The following is a 16,294-nucleotide window of genomic DNA, read 5'->3' on the forward strand; positions in this document are numbered from 1 at the left end:
GCGCGGGGTCAGCGCACCGGCCGGGGCGTTGCCGGGTGGTTGCCGGCGTTGACCAACTCGGCGACCGCCTCGCGGGGGCTCTTCTGGGTGACCAGGCCCTCGCCCACGAGGACCGCGTCGGCGCCCGCGGAGGCGTACCGGATCAGGTCGTGCGGGCCACGAACGCCGGATTCGGCGATCTTGACGACGCTGCTGGGCAGACCGGGCGCGATCCGCTCGAACACCGACCGGTCGACCTCCAGGGTACGCAGGTCACGGGCGTTGACCCCGATCACCTGCGCGCCGGCCTCCAACGCGCGGTCGGCCTCTTCCTCGTCGTGCACCTCGACCAGAGCGGTCATGCCCAGCGACTCGATCCGCTCCAGCAGGCCCATCAGGACGTTCTGCTCGAGTGCGGCGACGATCAGCAGAACCAGGTCGGCGCCGTGCGCGCGGGCCTCGTGGATCTGATAGCTGGAGACCACGAAGTCCTTACGCAGCACCGGCACGGTGACCGCCGCACGGACGGCCGCCAGGTCGTCCAGCGAACCGCCGAACCAGCGCCCCTCGGTCAGCACGCTGATCGCCCGCGCCCCACCGGCCGCGTAGTCGACGGCGAGGTCGGCCGGATCGGCGATCTCGGCCAGCCGGCCCTTGGACGGCGACGAACGCTTAACCTCGGCGATCACGGCCACGCCGGGCTTGCGCAGCGCCGCGTACGCGTCCATGGGCGGCGGCGCCGCCGCTGCCAGTTCACGGATCCGCTCCAGCGGAACCTGCTCCTGGCGTCGGGCGACGTCTTCACGCACGCCGGCCAGAATCTCGTCGAGCACGCTTACGGACGCTGCCTGGCCGGCCTCGTCCCCCTCCGCGTGCGCATGCTCAGCAGTCACGAACGGACTCCCCTCTCCGGGCGTCATGGGCCGATGCTAGGGGCAGCCGACCGACGCCGAATGCCGGGGGTATGGCGCTGCTCACGAAAAGGGCTGCGGCATAATGGCCGACTTGCCGTGAAGGGGTTGTCACGCAGCGCCACCTCCGGTATCGATCACCGTCACGCGGTATGGAGCCCGGCGGCCGCGGTCAGACCGGGCCGATCCATCGATCATGCCACCAGTTACCGCGCGGCGCGCGACAGCAACGACGCCCGTCGATGCTGTGAGCAAGCTCAAGGTCGGCCGGACAGTCCTGGTCACGGCCGAGGCGAGACAGTTGACCGGGCGGTCACCGCGGCGAAACGTCGACGGGCGAGCATCGTCCTCAGGCAGACTCGATGGCGCGCCTGCCCCGACCGTCGCAACTCCTCGCGCGAGGTGATCATGAGCATTTCCGAGCCGCACCCGACCATCGGACTGACCACGATCTCGCGGACGATGGCATCGCTCGCCGTCGGCGTGGTGCGCACCGTGGAACGGGCCGTGGTGGGCGAGGGACGGATGCGGACAGCACGGGGCAACGCCTGGGAGGCGGTCTGCGCCGACCGGGCCCGCGCCGACCAGCGTGCCGAACTCAACCGCCTGGTCGAAGAGCTGACCGCCGCCCGCGCCGCCAGTAGCCGCACCCAGTGGGAGCGCCAGCCGGTCGGCTGACGCCCTCCGGCCTGCGCGTCAGCCGCCCGTAGCAACCTGCGCGTCAGCCGCCCGTCGCGGCGACCGGGCCAGTCGAGCAGCGGGCCACCGCGATCAGCCGGCCACCGCGTCAGTCGGCCGTCGGGTCCTCGCCCCGGTCCAGCGCGTCCCACGCCTCGGTGGTCCGACGCCCCGCCAACGGCGTCGGCGGCCCGGCCGGGTCGCTCTGCGTCGGCGCGTCCTGCGGCGCGCTCCGCGCCGGACGCTCGTACCGGGCGCCCATCGCCGGCCAGTCACCGCCACGCGCCGCCGTCCACCAGCCTCCGCCGGCGGCCAACAGGCCGCCGAGCAGGCACAGCGCCGGCCACTGCCGGCTCACAACGCCGCTCACGTCGGCCACCAGCCCGTACCCGCCGCCGGCCGCCACGGCCAGACCGAGTACGCCGAGCAGCGCCCCGAGCACCCGACGCAGGCGGCCCCGGGTGGCCAGCACCGCGCCACCCCCGGCCAGGGTCACCAGGGCCAACGCCGGCAGCCAGGGCAGCAGGCTCGCACCGCTGCGGGTGTCACGCACCGGCGGCAGCGGCGCCGGACGTACCGTCAGTTCGACCGACCAACCGCGCGTCGCGGCCCACAGCGCCAGGCCCGCGCCGGCCAGGCAGAGCAGCACGGCGTACGTCAACGCGCGCCGGCCCACGACGGACCGCTCCCCGCCGCTCACGAACTCATCCCATCGTCAGCGACTGCGGGGCAACGCTGCGCCGAACTCCTCGCGCTCACCGTGCTGGCCGGAGGGTCTCGGCGGCTGCGATCGCGGCCAGCACGGCCGCCGCCTTGTTGCGCGTCTCCTGGTCCTCGGCGGCCGGGTCGGAGTCGGCGACCACCCCCGCCCCGGCCTGGACGTAGGCGCGGCCGTCGCGGATGAGCGCGGTCCGGATGGCGATCGCCATGTCCAGGTCGCCGCCGAAGCCGAAGTAGCCGACGGTGCCGCCGTAGAGGCCGCGACGGACCGGCTCCAACTCCTCGATGATCTCCATGGCGCGCACCTTGGGCGCCCCGGAGAGCGTGCCGGCCGGGAAGGTCGCGGCCAACGCGTCGAAGGCGCTCTGGTCGTCACGCAGCGTGCCCGTGACGGTGGAGACGATGTGCATCACGTGGCTGTAGCGCTCGATGGTGGCGAACTCGGGCACCTCCACGCTGCCGGGCCGACAGACCCGACCCAGGTCGTTGCGGCCGAGGTCGACCAGCATCACGTGCTCGGCTCGTTCCTTCGGGTCGGCGAGCAGCTCGGCGGCGAGGGCGGCGTCGGCGGCGGGGGTGCCGCCCCGCGGCCGGGTGCCGGCGATCGGGTGCAACAACGCCCGGCGTTGCCCGTCCGCGGCCCCGGTGACCTTCAGGTGCGCCTCCGGGGACGAGCCGACGATGTCGAACCCGTCGAAGCGCAGCAGGTACATGTACGGGCTGGGGTTGCTGGTGCGCAGCACCCGGTAGACGTCCAGCGGGTCGGCGTGGGTCGTCCGCTCGAAGCGCTGGGAGAGCACGATCTGGAAGCACTCACCGGCCCTGATCGCCTCCTTGGCCGCGTCCACCGCCTTCGGGTAGCCGCCGTCGGGCGTACGGCAGAGCACATCGCCGGCCGGCGGACGCTCGACCGTGGAGATCATCGGCGGGATGGGCCGGGACAGCGCCGTGGTCATCGCGTCCAACCGGCCCACCGCGTGGTGGTAGGCGGCGGCGACCTGCGGGGCGCGGTCCGGGGCGTCCAACGGCGGCAGCACCGCGTTGGCGACCAGGATCGCGGAGCCGTCGTAGTGGTCGAGCACCACCAGGTCGGTGGCGAGCATCATGCCCAGCTCCGGGACGCCCAGGTCGTCCTCGGTCAGCTCAGGCAACCGCTCGAAGCGCCGGATCAGGTCGTAGCCGAGGTAGCCGACCATGCCCCCGGTCAGCGGCGGCAGACCGTCGGACGGGTCCCCGACCGGGCCGGCCAGCGCCGCCACAGTCTCCCGCAGCATCCGCACCGGGTCACCCTCGGTGCTCAGCCCGGCCGGCGGCTGGCCGAGCCAGGTCGCCACGCCGTCGCGCGCGATCAGGGTCGCGCTGCTGCGTACGCCGATGAACGAGTAGCGCGACCAGGCCATGCCGGCCGAGCCGACTCCCTGCTCGGCCGATTCCAACAGGAACGTGCCCGGTCCACCGGCCAACTTCCGGTAGACCCCGACCGGGGTCTCCGCGTCGGCCAGCAGCCGCCGGGTGACCGGCACCACCCGCCAGTCGGCGGCCAGCTCGGTGAAGGTGGCCAGGTCGGGGCTGACGGTGCCGTCGGTCATGGCAGTGCCTCCGGAGTAGAGACGGGCAGCTCGGTGAAGAAGCAGGTCCGGTGGCCGGTGTGGCAGGCCGCGCCGACCTGGTCCACGCTCACCAGCAGCGCGTCCCCGTCGCAGTCCAGGGCGACCGACCGCACGTACTGGTGGTGCCCTGAGGTGGCGCCCTTGACCCAGTATTCGCGGCGGCTGCGCGACCAGTAGGTGGCCCGGCCGGTGGTGAGGGTGCGGTGCAACGCCTCGTCGTCCATCCAGGCGACCATCAGCACCTCACCGGAGTCGTGCGCGCGCACCACGGCGGCGACCAGACCGTCGGCGGTGCGGCGCAACTGGGCGGCGATGGCCGGGTCGAGCCGGGACGGGCGCGCCGTCGCGGGCGCGGCCAGCTCGTTCGGATCGCTGGGAACGCCGGTCACCGGCGGATCAGGTACGGGCACAGTCACGAATTCTCCCGCACGCGGCGCGGGCACCGCCGACCGCTCCCGCCCCGGCTGCGGCGGGGGCCCCGAGAGCCAGGGCTGCGACGAGGGCCGAGGCTGCGACGAGGGCCCGGACTGCGACAGGGGTCCGGACTGCGACAGGGGTCCGGACTGCGACGAGGGCCCGGCTGGCCGGGCCAGCTGGGCGACGTAGCGGTCCAGCCGGCCGTCGACCAGGGCGGCGGCCAGGTCCGCGCCGGCCGTGTCGGCGATCTCCTCGGCGTACGGCCTGATCAACGGCAGCGTGCCGGCGACCAGCCGCACGGCGGCGGCCCAGAGCTGCCCGGTCGCGCCCGGGCGCAGCCCGAGGCAGAGCACCATGTCGGTCCGGTAGCCGGGTGGCGCCACCGGCAGTTCCAGGGCCGCCGCGAAGGCCGCCCTTCGGGAGTGGACCCGCACGGACGGGTTGGCCGGCCGCAGCACCGAGGGGCAGAGCCGCGCCAGGTCGGCGACGGCGAGCCGGACCCCGAGACGGTCGCTGGCCGCGCGGGCGGCGGCGGCCTTACCCAGCGTGGCGATCATCTCTTCCAGTCGGGGCGGCTCGGCGGGCTGGCAGAGCACCGGCAGGTCGATCCGGGGCCGCCAGTGCGGGTCGGCCCAGAGCAGCCGCGCCGGCGCGGTGACCGGCAGCCCGAACGCCCAGTCCGCCGGTTCGCCCAGACGGTGCACCCAGGACCGGATGTCCCGGGCGGCCACCGAGACGTGAGTGACCTGGCCTGCGGACTCGTCCAGGTAGGCCCGGCGGGCCGCGTACGGGGCGCCGCCGACCAACACGTCGAGGTCGACGTCGCTGTGCGCGGTGGCGGCGCGGCGGGCGTGGCTGCCGCGCAACAGGATGCCGACCACCGGCCGCTCGGCGGCCTGCCGCAACCGCACGGCCCAATCCTCAAGAAAACCGCTATCCGGTAACGGAGCGTGACCCACCGCGCCATCGTGCCGTACGTCCGATCAGCGCGCAATGCCCGTTGGCGGACTTCCTGTCCGGTCCGGAGCCTACTGCCCGTTCTCGCGCTCCGCGCGGACGGTTGGGCCGGACGTCGGCGCGGGCGTTGCGCCCGGCGCGGGATTTCATCTAGCGTTGAGTTCAACAGGTGATGAGTTTCTCTGGAGGTGCGTGATGGACGATGCGATAGCCGTCCGAGACCTGGTCGTGGACCGGGGTGGGCGGCGGGTGCTGGACGGCATCAGCTGCCGGGTCCCGCGCGGCGCGGTCACCGGGCTGCTCGGCCCCAGTGGCAGTGGCAAGACCACGTTCATGCGCGCGGTGGTCGGGGTGCAGCTGGTCGGTGGCGGGACGGTCACCGTGCTCGGTCAACCGGCGGGCACCCCCGCGCTGCGGCACCGGGTGGGCTACCTGACCCAGGCGCCCAGCGTCTACGCCGACCTGACCGTCCGGGAGAACGCCCGCTACTTCGCGGCCCTGTACGGGCGGGGACGCGCCGAGGCCGACCGGGCGATCAGCGACGTCGGGCTGGCCGAGGCCGCCGGTCAACTGGTCGGCACCCTCTCCGGTGGTCAACGCAGCCGAGCATCGCTGGCGTGTGCCCTGGTCGGGGAGCCGGAGCTGGTCATCCTCGACGAGCCGACCGTCGGCCAGGACCCGGTGCTGCGGGCCGATCTGTGGGCCCGGTTCCACGCGATGGCCGCCGCCGGCACCACCCTGCTGGTGTCCAGCCACGTGATGGACGAGGCGGCACGCTGCGACCAACTGCTGCTGATCCGCCAGGGGCGGTTGATCGCCGACGACAGCCCCGCCGCGATCCGCGCCGCCGCCGGTGTGGACGACCTCGACGAGGCGTTCCTGCGGCTCATCCGGGCCGGCGAGGCCGCCTCCACCAGCACCGACGCGACAGCCGCACGGGAGACAGCATGAACGCGCGAATTCTCGCCGCCACCACCGGGCGCATCCTCCGTCAGCTCCGGCACGACCGGCGGACCATCGCGCTGCTCGTGGTGGTGCCGGCCGTCCTGCTCACCCTGGTCTACTTCATGTACGCCGACCAACCGACCCCGCCCGGCCAACCCACCACCTTCGACCGGATCGCGCTGGTGATGCTCGGCATCTTCCCCTTCGTGATCATGTTTCTGGTGACCAGCATCGCCATGTTGCGGGAACGCACCTCGGGCACGCTGGAGCGGCTGCTCACCACGCCGCTGGGCAAGCTCGATCTGCTCTTCGGGTACGGCATCGCGTTCGGGCTGGCCGCCGCCGTGCAGGCCGCCGTCGCCGCCGCGGTGGCGTACTGGATCTTCGATCTGGAGACCGCCGGCAGCATCGGGCTGGTGATCGGGATCGCCGTGCTCGACGCCGTGCTCGGCGTCGCCCTCGGGCTGCTGTGCAGTGCCTTCGCGCGCACCGAATTCCAAGCAGTACAGTTCCTGCCAGTCGTGGTGGTCCCCCAACTGCTGCTCTGCGGGCTGTTCGTGGCCCGTGACCAGATGGCCGGCTGGCTCCAGGCGCTCAGCGACGCCTTCCCCCTGTCGTACGCCATCGAGGCGTTGCAGGAGGTCGGCGCCCACGCCGAACCGACCGGCCGAATGTGGCGCGACGTCGCCGTGGTTCTCGGCGCGGTGGTGCTGGCGCTGGTGCTCGCGGCGGCCACCCTGCGCCGACGCAGCGGCTGACCGCCAGCGCCGGGGGGCGGCGCGGCAGCCGACCCCGGCGTGGCCGGGCCGGGACGACGGGCCGAGGCGGACGAACGAAGGGCGGCGATGACGCGGCGGACCGGCCGGCGACCCGGCAACCCGGGCACCCGGGAGGCGATTCTCGACGCGGCGCGGACGGCGTTCGCCGAACGTGGTTACGACGCCGCCTCGATCCGGGGCATCGCCGGCACGGCGCAGGTCGACCCGGCGCTCGTGCACCACTACTTCGGCAGCAAGGACCAGCTCTTCCTTGCCGCGATGAACTTTCCGGTCGACCCCGGTCAACTGGTGCCGAGGGTGCTCGCCGGCGACCGGGACGGCGTGGGTGAGCGGATGGTGCGCATCTTCCTCGGCGTCTGGGACTCCCCGGCCGGCAGCGCCGCACAGGCGCTGCTGCGCTCCGCGGTGAGCAATGAGTGGACCGCTCGACTGCTGCGCGAGTTCGTCACCACCCAGGTGCTGCGCCGGGTGCTGGAGAACCTCGACGTCGACCCGGTCGAGCTACCGCTGCGGGGCTCCCTGGTGGCCACCCAGATGATCGGCCTGGCCATGATGCGGCACGTGGTGCGCCTTGAGCCGGTCGCCTCGGCGGACCCGGAAACCCTGGTGGCCGCGATCGGCCCGACGATCCAGCGCTACCTCACCGGCCCGCTGCCAACCTGACCCGGACAACGCCCCGCTCAACCTCGGACGCCCCGCGCGATCTTGCACTTTCTGTCCCAACAAAAGGGACGCATCACGCGTAACGACAACCAAAACTGCAAGATCGACGCGGGTGGGGCGGGGCGCGGGGGGCGCGGGGGGCGGGTGGGGCGCGGGGCGGTTTTTAGTGCGGGGGGCGGGCGTCGGCGGTGAGTCGCAGGGGTGGGAGTAGCTGTGGCAGGTCGGCCGGGTCGGTCACCGGGCCCGGGAAGGCCAGCCGGACCCGACGCCGGGCGCCGGGTCGGCCGAGGGCCACCACCAGCCCGTAGCGGTCGATGCGCACCACCCGGGGCGGCCCGTCCGGGGTCTGCTCGGTCAACCCGAGCTGCTGGCGCAGGTACTCCGTCACCTGGGCGCCGTGGCACTCGGCGAGGTCGGCGAGCAGCCGGGCCTCGACCGGGTGCACCGGGTCCGGCTCGGCCTCGGCGTACTCCACCGGGTCGATCCGGTGCACGACGGCGGCCCGCTCCCAGCGGACCTCGACCACCTCGAAGCGGAACAGCCGGAACCGGGTGCCCAGGTCGAGCAGGTCGCCGGTCGGCTCGACCGCGGCGAACTCGATCGCCGCGTGGCGGGCCTCGTCGCCGCGCAGCTCGGCCGCCCAGCCGGACACCCAGGCACGACCCAGGCCGGGCGCACCGGCGGCGGGCGGCAGGTCGAGCACGTCGAGCACGACAGCGACGTCGCTGCCCCCGGCGGCCGGTTGCAGGGCGGCGGCCAGGTGGCTGGCCACCGGCACCAGCAGCAGCACCCGCCCGTCCGAGTCGGTGACGTGCCGGGCGTGGTGCGGGCCCGGCCGGTGGGCCAGGTGCACGAGGCCGGGCAGGCGGCCGGCGACGAGGGTACGGACGATCTCGGCGGAGTTGGGCCGCATGGGCGCGACCTCCTTCCAAGGTTAGGCTTACCTAACCCGGAGCCTAGAGCACCCGCCCGCCCGCGTCCACCACACCGCCGCACCTCACCGGGTCTGCTCCAGCCAGGAGGCGTAGAGCAGGCCGTACACCGAGTCGGCGTCGCGAACCAGCTCGTCGTGCGGGCCGCGCTGCACCACCCGACCCCGGTCCACCACGATCACCTCGTCGGCGGCCTGCGCCGTGGAGAGCCGGTGCGCGATGGCCAGAGTGGTCCGACCCCGGGTCACCGCGTCCAGCGTCCGTTGCAACCGCACCTCGGTCGCCGGGTCCACCGCGCTGGTCGCCTCGTCGAGCACCAGCAGGTCCGGGTCGGCCACGTACGCGCGGGCCAACGCGACAAGCTGCCGCTCCCCGACGCTGAGCGCCTCACCGCGCTCCCCGACCGGGGTGTCCAGGCCCGCCGGCAGACCCTCCAGCCAGTCCGACAGGCCCAGCTCGGTGAAGGCGGCGCTCAACTGTTCGTCGGTCAACTCCGGACGGGCGAACCGGACGTTGTCCCCCACCGTCGCGTCGAAGAGGAACCCGTCCTGCGGCACCATCACCACGCGGGAGCGCAACGAGCCGAACCGGACGTCGGTCAGCGGCACCCCGGACAGCAGCACCGCCCCGGCCGACGGGTCCATCAGCCGGGTCAGCAACTTGGCGAACGTGGTCTTGCCGCTGCCGGTCTCACCGACCACCGCCACCCGACTCTTCGCCGGGATCTCCAGATCGATGTCGTGCAGCACCGGCGGACCACCCGGATAGGCGAACCGCACACCGGCGAACCGGATGTCCAACGGCCCGCCCGGCAGCTCCCGCCCCTGCTCCCCCGGGTCGGCCACGTCCGGCGCGACGTCCAGCACGTCCAGCACCCGACGCCACCCGGCGATCGCGTTCTGCGCCTCGTTGAGCACCTCGGTGGCGATCTGCACCGGCTGGATGAAGAGCGTCACCAGGAAGAGGAACGCCGTCAGCTGGCCGATCGACAGCGTGCCGTCCACCCCCAACAGCACGCCGAGCACCACCACGCCGGCCAACGCCAACCCTGCCGCCAACTCCCCGACCGAGCTGCCCACGATGCTGATCCGGATCGCCCGCTGCTGGGCCAGCCGCTGGCTGTCGATCGCCTCGTCCAGCCGCCGCTCGGTGCGCCCGGCGATCCCGTACGCCCGGATCACCGGCGCGCCCACCACGCTCTCGCCGATCGCGCCGAGCAACGTCCCGGTGCGTTGACGCACCGTCGCGTACGCGCCGCCGAGGCGACGTTGCAACTGCCGGATGACGAACACCGCCGGCAGGAACGCGGCCAGCACCACAAGTGTCAACTGCCAGGAGTACGCCAGCATGACGGCTGTGGTGACCACCAGCTGACCGAGGTTGACCAGCAGGATCACCCCGCCCCACTGGAGGAACTGGGTGATCTGGTCCACGTCGCTGGTGACCCGCGAGACCAGCGAACCGCGTCGCTCCGACTGCTGGTGCAGCATCGACAGGTCGTGCACGTGGCGGAACGCGCGCGTCCGGACGTTGGCCAGCGCCGTCTCGCTGACAGTGAACAGCCGGCGCATCATCAGGTAGCCGCAGATCGTGGTGACCGTCAGGATCGCCGCGGTGACGGCCACCACCGTCCACACCACGTTCAGGTTCAGACCACCGACCAGGCCCCGGTCGATGCCCTGCTGCACGGCGACCGGCACGGCGACACGACCCACCATGTAGACCAACGCCAGGGCCAACGTGCCGGCCAGACCGATCCGTAGCTCCGGGGAGAGAGCCAGGCCCCGACGCAGCGTCTGCCAGGTCGTCTCCTGCCGGGCCTCCGGCTCATCCTTGTTCACCGTTGACGTCACCGGGCACGCCTTTCGTTCGCGACTGCGGGGCTCCGCTTCGCTGCACTCCTCGCGCTCACCGGGCACGCCTTTCGTTCGCGACTGCGGGGCTCCGCTTCGCCGCACTCCTCGCGCTCACCGGTCCACCTCGATCTCCAGGCCCGACGGCAGCGGCGCCACGTCGTCGCCGTAGGAACTTTCCTGTGTCCGCTCCACCTCGGCCTGCTCGTAGGCGGTGACCAGGTCGACGTAGCCGGGCACGGTGGCCAACAACTCGCTGTGGGTGCCCCGGGCGACCACCCGTCCCTGTTCCACGTAGATGACCTCGTCGGCGAGCGCGATGGTGGCCCGGCGGTACGCCACCACCAGGATCGACGCGGCGGGAACCCCCGGCTGCGTGGTCGAGGACCGCAGCCCCGCCAGGATCGCCGCCTCCACTCGAGGGTCGACAGCGCTCGTCGCGTCGTCGAGCACCAGCAGGCGCGGTCGACCGGCCAGCGCGCGGGCCAGGGTGAGCCGCTGCCGCTGACCGCCGGAGAGCGAGGTGCCCCGCTCGCCGACCATGGTGTCCAGACCGTCGGGCAGCGCGGCGACGAAACCGTCCGCCTCGGCCAGCCGCAGCGCCGCCCAGACCACCTCGTCGTCGACACCGGCACGGTCGAGGGCGATGTTGGCGCGGACGGTGTCGTCGAAGATGAAGGGCACCTGGGCGACCAGTGCCACAGTGCCGGCCAACGACGCGGAGGTCAGCTCGCGCACGTCCACGCCGTCCAGGCTGACGGTGCCGGAGTCCGGGTCGACGAGACGCACCGCCAGCGAGGCGATGGTGGACTTGCCGGCGCCGGTGGGCCCCACCAGGGCCACCGTGCGACCGGACGGCACCGTGAAGCCGACCTCGCCGAGGACCTGCGCGCCGGGCGGGTGCGCTTCGGCCGGCGGGTAGGAGTAGTGCACGTCGGTGAAGGTGAGGGTGGCCGGGCCGGCGCCGTCCGGGTCGAGCACCCGCTGCCCGTACGGCATCTCGCCGGTCGCGTCGAGCACCCGGCGCACCCGGTCCCAGCCGGCGACGCTGCGCGGCAGCTCGGCCAGCACCCAACCGATGGCCCGCACCGGAAAGGCCAGCACGGTGAAGAGGAAGGCCACGCTGACCAGCTCGGTCACGCTGATCGCGCCCTGGCGCAACCGGAACGCCCCGACCACCAGTACGGCCAGGGTGCCGAGGCTGGGCAGCGTCTCCAGCAGCGGGTCGAAGATGCCGCGCAGCCGGCCGACCGCGATCAGCGAGTCACGCAGCTCGCCGGCGCGGCCCGCGAACCGGGCGGTCTCCTGGGCCTCGCGGCCCATCGTCTTGACCACCAGGGCACCGTCGAAGCTCTCGTGGGCGATGCCGCTGACCTCGGCGCGCAGGCGCTGCGCCCGGGCCTGCCGCGGGGCCATCCGGCGGGAGTAGACGACGTTGAGCGCGAACAGGGCGGGGAAGACCGCGAGCCCGACCAGGGCGAGCGCCCAGTCGGTGGCGAAGAGCGACACGATCGCGCCGACCAGCATCACCAACGTGCCGACGGCGAACGGCAGCGGCGCGATCGGATACCAGGCCGCCTCCACGTCGGAGTTGGCGTTGGACAGCAGGGTGCCGGTGGAGTTGCGGTGGTGCCAGGACAGCGGCAGCTCCAGGTACCGACGGGTCACCCTGCGGCGGTAGGAGGCCTGGAGGCGGTACTGCATGTAGCCGGCGCCGAGCCGGCGGCCGAAGATGCCCGCCACCCGCAGCACGCTGATCCCGAACAACGCGGCCGCGGCAAGCGCCAGGGTGCCGGCGCCCACCTCGCCGCGTTCGATGGCCGGCAGCGCCACCTCACCGATGACCGACCCGACGACCCGGGCGCTGACAATGATCATCCCGCCGAAGAGCACGCTGCCGACGACCGCCACCGAAAAGATCCGCGGCTGCTCACGGATCGCCTGCCGCAGGACGCCCAGCCCTCGACTGAGAACGTCCCGACTTGTCTTGCTCGCCACGCTCTCCCCCGCCGTAAGCCGCAATTATCTCCCTCATCCTTACCGCTCGGGGCCAGTGCCGCCGACCCTGACTGCATATGTCGACCATCACGTACCGGACGGCGGCGTGCCGCAGGTGCCGACCGGCGTCCGCCGCCGCGCGCGGACGGACCACCGGGCCTACGATCGGGCCATGCCGCGGTACGCCCGAGCCGAGCGCGAAGCGCTGGCCGATCTTCTCCTGGCCCTCGGGCCGGACGCCCCTACTGTCAACGAGGGCTGGGTGACCCGCGACCTCGCCGCGCATCTGGTGCTGCGGGAGCGCCGTCCGGACGCGGCGGGTGGGATCGTGCTGCCGCCGCTGCGCGGCTATTCCGAGCGGGTCCGTCGACGACTCGCCGCACGGCCCTACGCCGAGTTGGTGGCACAGGTGCGCCGACCGCCGCTGTGGAGCCCGGTCAGCAACCCGCTGACCGACGAGGTGGCCAACACGATGGAGTTCTTCATCCATCACGAGGACGTCCGGCGGGCCGGCTCCGGGTGGCAGCCCCGCGATCTGTCCACCGGCCTGCAGGGCGCTCTCTGGAAACGCGCGGCCCCGATGGCCCGGCTGGCACTACGGCGCTTTCCGGCGGACCTCTACGTGCAGGCGCCCGGCCACGGCGAGGTCTCCCTCGGTCGCGGTGGGGAGCCACTGCGCCTGGTCGGGGCCCCGGCCGAGCTGGTGCTGTTCTTCTCCGGCCGGCAACGGGTGGCCCGGGTCCAGCTGAACGGCTCGGCGGAGGTGGCTCGGCGACTGCGGTCCGCCGACCTGGGAATGTGACTATCTGTACGTAAACGGTCACCAAGCGACTGTGGAGTTTCCCACACCCAGCGAAACATGCAGATACTTCCTCCCGTACGCTTCACCGCGCCGCTCCGCGCCGGGCGGCACGGAGTGGGGGCTCACTGTGCGGGACTTCGCGATCTCGGCGCTGCGGGAACCCCCGTTTCCGACGGGACGCCACGAGGCCACCGACCAGGTAGCGGGCGAGAGCATCGACTGGGCGCGGACGTTCGGGCTGGTCGATTCCAGCCAACGGGCGCACCGCCTGGAACGGGCCGACGCCGCCGGACTGGCCGGCCGTGCCTGCCTGGACGGCTCGGTGGAGGGCCTGCGGCTGCTGACTGACCTGATCAGCTGGCTCTTCGTCATGGACGACGCCTGCGACGAGGACGGCCTCGGTGCCGACCCGGTCCGACTGGGCCCGGCGATCAGCACACTGCTCGACGTGCTGGACCGGTGCGGTGACCCGTACGTCGCACCGCCCGCCGTCGGGCCACTGGGTGACGCGCTGCACGACCTCTGCCGTCGAACCCGACTGCACGATCACGCTGGGCTGCTGCTGCGCTTCGTCAGCCAGATGCGCGAGTACCTGTTGGCGCTGCTCTGGGAGGCTGGCAACCGGGAGCGTCGGCGGGTACCCGAGGTGGCGGAGTACGTGCAGCTACGCCGGCACATCGGGGGCGTGCATCCCTGCCTCACCCTGACCGACCTGGCGTCGACGCGCCCCACCGGGCCGACCCAGCGCGCCAACCCGGGGCTGGTTGCCCTGGACCTGCTGGCGGTGGACCTGGTCTGCTGGTGCAACGACCTCTTCTCCTACGGCAAGGAGAGCCAGGCCGGCCCGGACGCGCACAACCTCGTCACGGTGCTCGCCCAGGACAGCGACGCGGACGAGGTGACGGCGCTCCGAAGTGCGGCACACCGGTTCAACCAGGGTTTGGCGACGTACCTGGACGCGGAGGAGGCGCTGCGGACCACCGACGAGGACGGGATCCGCGACGCCCTGGCCGCTCGGCGCAACTGGGTCCGGGCCACCTACGACTGGTCAGTGGTGGCTGCCCGGTACGCCTGATCGGCCGTACCGGTTGGTGAGATGGGCCGGCCGGACGTTCACCAGGGCTAGCCGATGCACGGTGACAGGCAATACTGTTCGGTAACCATCATGACGTGACGACCGTCACGCCACCACCCCGAAGGCGGCTACAGCGATGGCTCTCGATGTACCGTACCGCTCCATCCCGGACATGTTCCTCAAGCGCGTGGCGGCCACCCCCGACCGGCACGCGTTCGCGTCCCCGAACCCCGACGACTCGGGGCCTGCCTGGCTGACCTGGGCTCAGGTCGGCCAGCGCGCCAAGGCGGTCGCCGCCGGCCTGCACGGCCTGGGCGTCGGCCAGGAGGACCCGGTCGCGATCCTCGCCAACACCCGGCTGGAGTGGGTGATCGCCGACCTCGGCATCATGTGTGCCGGCGGCGCGACCACCACCGTCTACCCGACCACCGAGCCGGCCGACGCGACGTACATCATCGCCGACTCCGGGTCGAAGGTGCTGTTCGCGGAGAACCCGGCCCAGGCGGCGAAGATCGCCGGGGCGACCCTGCCCGCGCTCACCCACGTGGTGCTTCTCGACGGTGCCGTCGACCCGGACGCCGCTGTCGCGCAGTTGACGCTCGCCGATTTGGAGGAGCGCGGCACCCAGGCGCTGGCCGCCGAGCCGGAGCTGATCGACATGCTGGTGGCCGGCATCGGCCCGGACCACCTGGCCACCTTGATCTACACCTCCGGCACCACCGGCCAGCCCAAGGGCGTCGAGCTGCTGCACGGCGGCTGGTGCTGGGAGGCGGTGGCGCAGGCGGAGGTCGGGCTGCTGCGCGACGACGACCTGCAGTACCTGTGGCTGCCGCTGGCCCACTCGTTCGGCAAGACCCTGCTCTGCGGCGCCATCCACGTCGGCCTCCCCACCTACGTCGACGGGCGGGTGGACAAACTGGTCGAGCTTCTCTCGGTCATCCGCCCGACGCTGATGTGCGGCGCTCCCCGGGTGTTCGAGAAGGTCTACAACAAGGCGGTGACCACCGCGCAGGGCGCCGGCGGCGCGAAGGCGAAGATCTTCGGCTGGGCCGTCGGCGTCGGCAAGGAGAAGATCGCCCTGGAGCAGGCCGGCAAGCCGGTGCCGGCCGGGTTGAAGGTGCGCTACGGGCTGGCCGAGAAGCTGGTGTTCAGCAAGCTCCAGGCCCGTCTGGGCGGCCGGATGCGGGTGCTGGTGTCCGGTGCCGCGCCGCTCAGCCCGGAGATCGCCACCTTCTTCGCCGCCGCGAACCTGCCGATCTCCGAGGGCTACGGCCTGACCGAGACCAGCGCGGGCAACTTCGTCAACCCGCCGGCCGGGCTGCGGATCGGCACCGTGGGCCGGGCCATGGGCGACCTGGAGTGCAAGATCGACACCGACGGGGAGATCCTGGTGCGGGGTCGGCCGGTGATGCGCGGCTACCACAACCTGCCGGAGGAGACCGCCGCCTCGTTCACCGAGGACGGCTTCTTCCGTACCGGTGACATCGGGACGCTGGACGAGCAGGGCTACCTCCGCATCACCGACCGCAAGAAGGACCTGGTCAAGACCTCGGGCGGCAAGTACATCGCACCGTCGCACATCGAGGGCATGTTCAAGGCCATCTGCCCGTACACCTCGCAGGCAGTCGTCGTGGGTCAGGCCCGCAACTTCTGCACGATGCTCGTCACCCTGGACCCGGACGCCATCCGGGGCTGGGTCGCCGGCGGCCCGCTGGAGGGGCGCAGCTACACCGAGATCGTCGCGTCGGCTGAGGCCCAGACGATGGTCGAGGAGTACGTCGCCCAGCTCAACTCCAAGCTCAACCGCTGGGAGACCATCAAGAAGGTGGCCATCCTCCCGCGCGACCTGACGATCGAGGACGGCGAGATCACCCCGTCGTTGAAGATCAAGCGGCGTGGGGTGGAGAGCAACTTCGCCACCGAGATCGACAAGATGTACGCCGGCACCCTCGCCGAACTCTGAGCCGACCGAGGG

Annotated in this window: 14 protein-coding genes and 1 pseudogene; 7 read left to right on the forward strand and 8 right to left on the reverse strand. The window is 72.4% G+C overall.

Annotation, left to right across the window (positions count from 1 at the left end):
• Window positions 1-8: 8 nt before the first annotated feature.
• Window positions 9-812, reverse strand: coding sequence for an indole-3-glycerol phosphate synthase TrpC (trpC, locus tag ACGF3C_RS14465; RefSeq protein ID WP_030334428.1), 804 nt, complete (start codon window positions 810-812; stop codon window positions 9-11).
• A 486-nt stretch (window positions 813-1,298) separates the two neighbouring features.
• Here trpC and ACGF3C_RS14470 point away from each other — a divergent pair, with 486 nt between their 5' ends.
• On the forward strand, window positions 1,299-1,568 hold the full coding sequence (locus ACGF3C_RS14470) for a hypothetical protein (protein ID WP_357222576.1): 270 nt from the start codon (window positions 1,299-1,301) through the stop codon (window positions 1,566-1,568).
• A 109-nt stretch (window positions 1,569-1,677) separates the two neighbouring features.
• Here the strand turns inward: ACGF3C_RS14470 and ACGF3C_RS14475 are convergent, their stop codons facing one another.
• The 4 genes and pseudogenes from ACGF3C_RS14475 to ACGF3C_RS14490 all read right to left on the reverse strand — a co-directional run.
• Window positions 1,678-2,268, reverse strand: a complete 591-nt coding sequence (locus tag ACGF3C_RS14475) for a Trp biosynthesis-associated membrane protein (RefSeq protein WP_393222088.1) — start codon at window positions 2,266-2,268, stop codon at window positions 1,678-1,680.
• Window positions 2,269-2,323: 55 nt separating this feature from the next.
• Window positions 2,324-3,877 carry an anthranilate synthase component I gene (locus ACGF3C_RS14480; protein WP_393222091.1) on the reverse strand — a complete coding sequence of 518 codons (1,554 nt, stop codon included), beginning with the start codon at window positions 3,875-3,877 and terminating at the stop codon, window positions 2,324-2,326.
• Complete coding sequence (hisI, locus tag ACGF3C_RS14485) at window positions 3,874-4,308, reverse strand: phosphoribosyl-AMP cyclohydrolase (RefSeq protein WP_393222836.1); 435 nt, start codon at window positions 4,306-4,308, stop codon at window positions 3,874-3,876. Before hisI ends, ACGF3C_RS14480 begins: the two co-directional genes overlap by 4 nt.
• Before the next feature lie 327 nt (window positions 4,309-4,635).
• A pseudogene (locus ACGF3C_RS14490) lies at window positions 4,636-4,872 on the reverse strand (phosphoribosyl-AMP cyclohydrolase); the annotation flags it as partial.
• A 595-nt stretch (window positions 4,873-5,467) separates the two neighbouring features.
• Between ACGF3C_RS14490 and ACGF3C_RS14495 the strand changes: the two are divergent.
• From ACGF3C_RS14495 to ACGF3C_RS14505, 3 genes are all read left to right on the forward strand, one after another.
• Window positions 5,468-6,223, forward strand: coding sequence for an ABC transporter ATP-binding protein (locus tag ACGF3C_RS14495; protein ID WP_357222570.1), 756 nt, complete (start codon window positions 5,468-5,470; stop codon window positions 6,221-6,223).
• Entirely contained in the window at window positions 6,220-6,975 is a 756-nt protein-coding gene (locus ACGF3C_RS14500) for an ABC transporter permease (protein WP_355007641.1), read from the forward strand. Before ACGF3C_RS14495 ends, ACGF3C_RS14500 begins: the two co-directional genes overlap by 4 nt.
• Window positions 6,976-7,062: 87 nt before the next feature.
• Window positions 7,063-7,659, forward strand: coding sequence for a TetR family transcriptional regulator (locus ACGF3C_RS14505; RefSeq protein WP_355007642.1), 597 nt, complete (start codon window positions 7,063-7,065; stop codon window positions 7,657-7,659).
• A 163-nt stretch (window positions 7,660-7,822) separates the two neighbouring features.
• On the opposite strand, the gene ACGF3C_RS14510 is transcribed toward ACGF3C_RS14505, so the two are convergent.
• The 3 genes from ACGF3C_RS14510 to ACGF3C_RS14520 form a co-directional block, all read right to left on the reverse strand.
• Window positions 7,823-8,572 (reverse strand): DUF2470 domain-containing protein, encoded by a 750-nt coding sequence (locus ACGF3C_RS14510; protein ID WP_357222567.1) that lies wholly within the window; start codon window positions 8,570-8,572, stop codon window positions 7,823-7,825.
• Window positions 8,573-8,656: 84 nt separating this feature from the next.
• Window positions 8,657-10,444, reverse strand: coding sequence for an ABC transporter ATP-binding protein (locus ACGF3C_RS14515; protein ID WP_357196961.1), 1,788 nt, complete (start codon window positions 10,442-10,444; stop codon window positions 8,657-8,659).
• A 114-nt stretch (window positions 10,445-10,558) separates the two neighbouring features.
• On the reverse strand, window positions 10,559-12,442 hold the full coding sequence (locus ACGF3C_RS14520; RefSeq protein WP_393222098.1) for an ABC transporter ATP-binding protein: 1,884 nt from the start codon (window positions 12,440-12,442) through the stop codon (window positions 10,559-10,561).
• Window positions 12,443-12,614: 172 nt separating this feature from the next.
• On the opposite strand from ACGF3C_RS14520, the gene ACGF3C_RS14525 reads away from it, so the two are divergent.
• The 3 genes from ACGF3C_RS14525 (at window position 12,615) to ACGF3C_RS14535 (ending at window position 16,282) form a co-directional block, all read left to right on the forward strand.
• Entirely contained in the window at window positions 12,615-13,244 is a 630-nt protein-coding gene (locus ACGF3C_RS14525; protein ID WP_393222101.1) for a TIGR03085 family metal-binding protein, read from the forward strand.
• 127 nt (window positions 13,245-13,371) lie between these two features.
• Window positions 13,372-14,319: a terpene synthase gene (locus tag ACGF3C_RS14530; RefSeq protein ID WP_393222104.1), complete on the forward strand. Its 948-nt coding sequence runs from the start codon at window positions 13,372-13,374 to the stop codon at window positions 14,317-14,319.
• A gap of 136 nt (window positions 14,320-14,455) precedes the next feature.
• The gene (locus ACGF3C_RS14535) at window positions 14,456-16,282 is read left to right on the forward strand and encodes a long-chain fatty acid--CoA ligase (protein ID WP_357222559.1); all 1,827 of its coding nucleotides are present in this window, start codon (window positions 14,456-14,458) and stop codon (window positions 16,280-16,282) included.
• Window positions 16,283-16,294 lie beyond the last annotated feature (12 nt).

Origin of the sequence: Micromonospora sp. NPDC047762 (genome assembly GCF_043204655.1) — a bacterium.
Classification (GTDB): Bacteria; Actinomycetota; Actinomycetes; order Mycobacteriales; family Micromonosporaceae; genus Micromonospora.

Bases quoted from the DNA above. Each gene is read 5' to 3' on its own strand.
- ACGF3C_RS14470 (WP_357222576.1), top strand. From the start codon at position 1,299: ATGAGCATTTCCGAGCCGCACCCGACCATCGGACTGACCACGATCTCG.
- ACGF3C_RS14480 (WP_393222091.1), bottom strand. From the start codon at position 3,877: ATGACCGACGGCACCGTCAGCCCCGACCTGGCCACCTTCACCGAGCTG.
- ACGF3C_RS14495 (WP_357222570.1), top strand. From the start codon at position 5,468: ATGGACGATGCGATAGCCGTCCGAGACCTGGTCGTGGACCGGGGTGGG.
- ACGF3C_RS14500 (WP_355007641.1), top strand. From the start codon at position 6,220: ATGAACGCGCGAATTCTCGCCGCCACCACCGGGCGCATCCTCCGTCAG.
- ACGF3C_RS14505 (WP_355007642.1), top strand. From the start codon at position 7,063: ATGACGCGGCGGACCGGCCGGCGACCCGGCAACCCGGGCACCCGGGAG.
- ACGF3C_RS14510 (WP_357222567.1), bottom strand. From the start codon at position 8,572: ATGCGGCCCAACTCCGCCGAGATCGTCCGTACCCTCGTCGCCGGCCGC.
- ACGF3C_RS14525 (WP_393222101.1), top strand. From the start codon at position 12,615: ATGCCGCGGTACGCCCGAGCCGAGCGCGAAGCGCTGGCCGATCTTCTC.
- ACGF3C_RS14535 (WP_357222559.1), top strand. From the start codon at position 14,456: ATGGCTCTCGATGTACCGTACCGCTCCATCCCGGACATGTTCCTCAAG.